Source organism: Segeticoccus rhizosphaerae (assembly GCF_009192725.1).
GTDB classification, from domain to species: domain Bacteria; phylum Actinomycetota; class Actinomycetes; order Actinomycetales; family Dermatophilaceae; genus Segeticoccus; species Segeticoccus rhizosphaerae.
Map to the genome: position 1 here is coordinate 1 of NZ_VOHR01000271.1, position 5,084 is coordinate 5,084.

The 5,084-nt window shown below is 70.7% G+C and carries 3 protein-coding genes and 1 pseudogene; 3 read left to right on the forward strand and 1 reads right to left on the reverse strand.

Annotated elements, in window-relative coordinates:
* Window positions 1–291: 291 nt before the first annotated feature.
* From FRW57_RS16955 to cimA, 3 genes are all read left to right on the forward strand, one after another.
* Window positions 292–1,401, forward strand: coding sequence for a branched-chain amino acid aminotransferase (locus FRW57_RS16955; protein ID WP_152186550.1), 1,110 nt, complete (start codon window positions 292–294; stop codon window positions 1,399–1,401).
* 198 nt (window positions 1,402–1,599) lie between these two features.
* Window positions 1,600–2,541, forward strand: a complete 942-nt coding sequence (locus tag FRW57_RS16960; protein WP_152186551.1) for a GNAT family N-acetyltransferase — start codon at window positions 1,600–1,602, stop codon at window positions 2,539–2,541.
* Between the two features lie 331 nt (window positions 2,542–2,872).
* Window positions 2,873–4,462, forward strand: coding sequence for a citramalate synthase (gene cimA / locus FRW57_RS16965; protein ID WP_152186552.1), 1,590 nt, complete (start codon window positions 2,873–2,875; stop codon window positions 4,460–4,462).
* Between the two features lie 49 nt (window positions 4,463–4,511).
* On the opposite strand, the pseudogene FRW57_RS16970 reads toward cimA, so the two are convergent.
* Window positions 4,512–5,084, reverse strand: a pseudogene (locus FRW57_RS16970) (3-methyladenine DNA glycosylase); the annotation flags it as partial.

The following is a 5,084-nucleotide window of genomic DNA, read 5'->3' on the forward strand; positions in this document are numbered from 1 at the left end:
TGCTGGAGCACCTCACCTCCCTGGGGGTCACCGCCGCCGACCTGCTCGAGCGGGGCGACGCGGCACGGCATACCACTGCGATCGGCGACGCCATCGCCGCCCGCCTCGCCTAGTCCCCGCACCGCGACACCGCCGCGCCCACCCACCCGAGACGGAGGAATCTTCGTGAGGTTTGGGGCCCCGACAGGGCCGGAAACCTCGCGAAGATCCGCGCGGGTGCGGGGGTGCCGGGTCGGCGGGCGGGGGAGATAGCCTTGCCGCAACGCCACTCGATCGCTTTGGAGGGTCCCCATGTCTGCAGCGCTGTCGTTCCCGGTGGAGCAGCGGTCCGACCCGCGCTCGGACGCCGAGCGGGAGACGATCCTGGCCAACCCCGGCTTCGGCAAGACCTTCACCGACCACATGGTGCTGGCGACGTGGAGCAGTGACGAGGGCTGGCACGACGGCAAGATCACGGCATACGGGCCGCTCTCACTCGACCCCTCGGCGGCCGTGCTGCACTACGCCCAAGAGATCTTCGAGGGCATGAAGGCCTACCGCCACGCGGACGGGTCGATCTGGACGTTCCGGCCCGAGGCCAACGCGGCGCGGTTCCAGCGCAGTGCCCGCCGGCTCGCGCTGCCAGCGCTGCCCGAGGACGACTTCCTCGCCTCGCTCAAGGCGTTGGTGGCCGTCGACCAGGCCTGGGTGCCCTCGGGTGAGGCGGGCGAGATGAGCCTCTACCTGCGTCCGTTCATGTTCGCGTCCGAAGCCTTCCTCGGCGTGCGCCCCGCCGCGCGGGTGACCTACTGCGTCATCGCCTCCCCGGCCGGGCCCTACTTCTCCTCCGGCCTCAAGCCGGTCTCGATCTGGCTGTCGAGCGACTACGTGCGTGCGGCGCCGGGCGGCACCGGCGCGGCCAAGTGCGGGGGCAACTACGCCGCGAGCCTGGCCGCCCAGGTCGAGGCCGGTGAGAACGGTTGCGAGCAGGTCGCGTTCCTCGACGGGCTGGAGCACCGCTGGGTCGAGGAGCTCGGCGGGATGAACCTGTTCTTCGTCTACTCGGACGGTCGCCTGGTCACCCCGGAGCTGACCGGGACCATCCTCGAGGGCGTCACCCGAGGCTCGATCCTGGAGCTGGCCAAGGAGCTGGGGCACACCGTCGAGGAGCGCCGGATCAGCATCGACGAGTGGCGCGACGGCGTGGCGAGCGGCGAGATCAGCGAGGTCTTCGCCTGCGGCACGGCGGCGGTCGTCACGCCGCTGGGCCGGCTCGCGTGGGACGGCGGCGAGATGCTCATCGGTGACCACTCGGTCGACGACGGTGTCGGCGCGACCACCGCGGCGATCCGTCAGCGGCTGCTCGACATCCAGTACGGCCGGACCGAGGACACCCACGGCTGGCTGACCCGCCTGGTCTGAACCCGGCTCGAGCGCCGCGCGGGGACTCTCGTACCGAAACGGCGCGAGATCAGGACGTCGGCCCGTCATGTGAGGACCCTTGTCCCGAAACCGGGACCGCATGGCATGCGTTCTCGGCCATCATGAAACTCGGTTGCCCTGCAACCCGCCACTCGGCATGCTCGGCGCGTGTCACGACCCGCGACGAGGAGACCTGCCATGACCCTGCGGTGGAGCGCTCTGGGCCCGGACTGCGTGCAGCAGTGGGCAGAGCTGACCAATCTGCTGGCCACGGTCGACGACACCGGCGAGTTCTACGGGCCGGAGGATCTCGCCGAGGAACTCGAGGCGCCCGGCGTCGAGCCGGCCAAGGACACCTGGGCCGTGTGGGACGGCGCCGACCTGGTGGCCTACGGACAACTGCGCGCGGCCACCTCGCTGCTCGACGGGCGAGTGAAGGTGCACCTCGGAGGTGGGGTGCATCCCGACCATCGCGGCCGGGGGATCGGCCGGGAGCTCATGGCCAGGATGGAGCATCGCGCAGTGGCCGGGGCGGCCGAGCGGTTCCCCGGCGCGCCGACCCTGCTGCAGACGTCCGGCGGTCAGGCCGGCGCCTCGGTGCGTCCGTTGCTCGAACACCGGGGTTACGCGATCGCGCGCTACTTCCACGAGATGGAGCGTGCGTTTCCCGGTGCCGCAGTGCTGGAGCCGGCGGCCGCGGTCGAGCCCTACCGGGACGAGCTGAGCGAGGCGACGCGGCTGGCCCACAACGACGCGTTCAGCACGCATTGGGGCTCGACGCCGCGGGACGAGGAGAACTGGCGCGACATGATGTCGTCGCGCACCTTCCGCCCGAACGAGTCGTTCGTCCACGTCGCTGCCGACGGTCGGGTCCTCGCCTACGTGCTGTGCTACCAGTGGATGGATGGCGAGCTCTACGTCGGTCAGGTCGGGACCCGGCAGGACTCCCGGGGGCGCGGTCTGGCTCGAGCCACCCTGGCGGCCTGCCTCCGCGCGGCCGCCGAGCACGGTTACCGCAGCGCGGATCTCGGTGTCGACTCGGTCAACCCGACCGGCGCCACAGCACTCTACGAGTCGATGGGCTTCGAAGTGACCCGGACCTTCGCCACCTACACCCGCGTCCTGGACCCCGCCGGCTGACGGCGCGAGGACGGCGTGCGGCAGAACCCGGGGTCCCAGATGGCAAGACGGTCCTTCCATGTGCCGGACCGGTCTGGCAGAGTGCCCTCCGTGACACACGCTCGGACTGGCGTGGCTACCGCCACCCTCATTATCGACTAGCGCGACGGGGCTTTTCCCGCCGCGCAGACCTCCCACACCCTGGGGGGTCTTTTTCGTTCCCGGGCACACACCTCGCCCGGACACGACGCGCGGCGAGACGATGTGACAGACCGGGCAACGGCAACACAGCACGAGAAGACAGAACGCGGCACACCGTGTGCCGAGGATCACGATCGAGATCGGGCCGGCGATGACTGACTTGCACGTCTACGACACCACGCTCCGCGACGGTGCGCAGCAGGAGGGACTCAACCTCTCCGTCACGGACAAGCTGGCCATCGCCGCCCACCTCGACGAGCTCGGCGTCACCTACATCGAGGGCGGCTGGCCCGGCGCCAACCCCAAGGACACCGAGTTCTTCGCCCGTGCCCAGCGGGACCTGTCGCTGCAGCGGGCAACCCTGGCGGCCTTCGGTTCGACCCGACGGCCGGGTGGCAGGGCGGCTGACGACCCCCTGACCCGGGCCCTGGTCGACTCGGGGGCGCCGACCGTGACCCTGGTGGCCAAGTCGCACGTGCGCCACGTGGAGAGCGCGCTGCGCACCACGCTGGCCGAGAACCTCGCGATGATCCGCGACACCGTCTCGTTCCTGCGGGGGGAGGGACGGCAGGTGTTCCTCGACGCGGAGCACTTCTTCGACGGCTATGCCAGCGACCCGGCATACGCGCTGGAAGTGGTGCGCGCGGCGGCCGAGGCGGGCGCAGCGGTGATCGCGCTGTGCGACACCAACGGCGGCATGCTGCCGCACCAGATCGGAGACGTGGTCTCGGACGTCCTCGACGGCACCGGCGCGAGGCTCGGGATCCACTGCCACAACGACACCGGTTGCGCGGTGGCCAACAGCCTGGCTGCGGTGTCGGCCGGCGCGACGCACGTGCAGGGCACGATCAACGGCTACGGCGAGCGCACCGGCAACGCCGACCTGCTCACGGTCGTCAGCAACCTGCAGCTCAAGCTCGGGATGCCCGTGGTGGACCCGGCCCGCCTGCAGGAGGGGACCCGGATCGCCCACGCCATCAGTGAGGTCACCAACATCCCGCACTACAGCCGTCAGCCGTATGTCGGGTCGAGCGCCTTCGCACACAAGGCCGGCCTGCACGCCAGCGCGGTCAAGGTCGACCCCGACCTCTACCAGCACACCGACCCGACCGCGGTCGGCAACGACATGCGGATGCTGGTGTCGGACATGGCCGGTCGCGCGAGCATCGAGCTCAAGGGTCGCGAGCTGGGCTACGACCTGTCCGGCGAGAAGGAGCTGCTCGGTCGCGTCGTGGCGCGGGTCAAGGACCTGGAGCAGCGCGGCTACACCTTCGACGCCGCCGACGCGTCCTTCGAGCTGCTCCTGCGCGGCGAGGTCGAGGGCGCGCCGATCAGCTACTTCGACGTCGAGTCGTGGCGCGTGATCACCGACTCGCGCGGCCACGCGCCGGACGACGACGCACCCTCCGAGGCGACGGTCAAGCTGGTCGCCGCGGGCCGGAGGGTCGTAGCGACCGGCGAGGGCAACGGCCCGGTCAACGCTCTCGATCACGCGTTGCGCCAAGCCATTGCGGTGAGCTACCCCGAGGTGGAGAAGCTCGAGCTCATCGACTTCCGGGTCCGCATCCTCGACGCCGCCCACGGCACCGACGCCGTCACCCGGGTGCTCATCGAGACCACGGACGGCACCACCTCGTGGGAGACCGTCGGGGTGGCCGCGAACATCGTGGAGGCGAGCTGGATCGCGCTGGTCGACGGCGTGACCTACGGCCTGCGGCGTCAGGACGTCCCGGTCCGCTGAGTCCCGGGCGGAGTCGTTGTGCGGAATCTTCGTGAGGTTCCGGCCCCTCTCAGGGCACCAAACCCCGCGAAGATTCCACGGGGAGGAGGGTGTCGCAGGCGGCGATCAGGCGGCGGCGCAGGGCCTGGGCCCGGTCGGCGAAGCCGCGCTGGGCCGCGACGTATTCCGCTTTGCCCCTGGTGGTCTCGATCCGGACCGGCTCGTAGCCCAGCTCGCGCAGGTCGTAGGGCGCGGCGCGCATGTCGAGCTCTCGCACCTCTCGGGCCAGGTCGAAGCAGTCCATCACCAGCTCGCTGGGCACCGCGGGGCTGAGCTTGTAGGCCCACTTGTAGAGGTCCATGTTGGCGTGCAGGCAGCCCGGCTGCTCCATCGCCACCTGCGTATGCCGTTCGGGCAGCACAGCGTTCAACGGCCGGGCCGTGGGGGTGAAGAAGCGGTAGGCGTCGAAGTGCGAGCACGAGATCTGGTGCTCCTCCACCACGGCGTCGGTCTCCTGCGGGCTGAGCCGCAGCGGCCAGCCGGAGTGCCGCAGCTGGTCGGGGTCGAGACGGTGCACCATGGCCCACTCGTGCAGCCCGAAGCACCCGAGGCGCGGCGCGCGGTCGGCCGTCGCGGCCAGCAG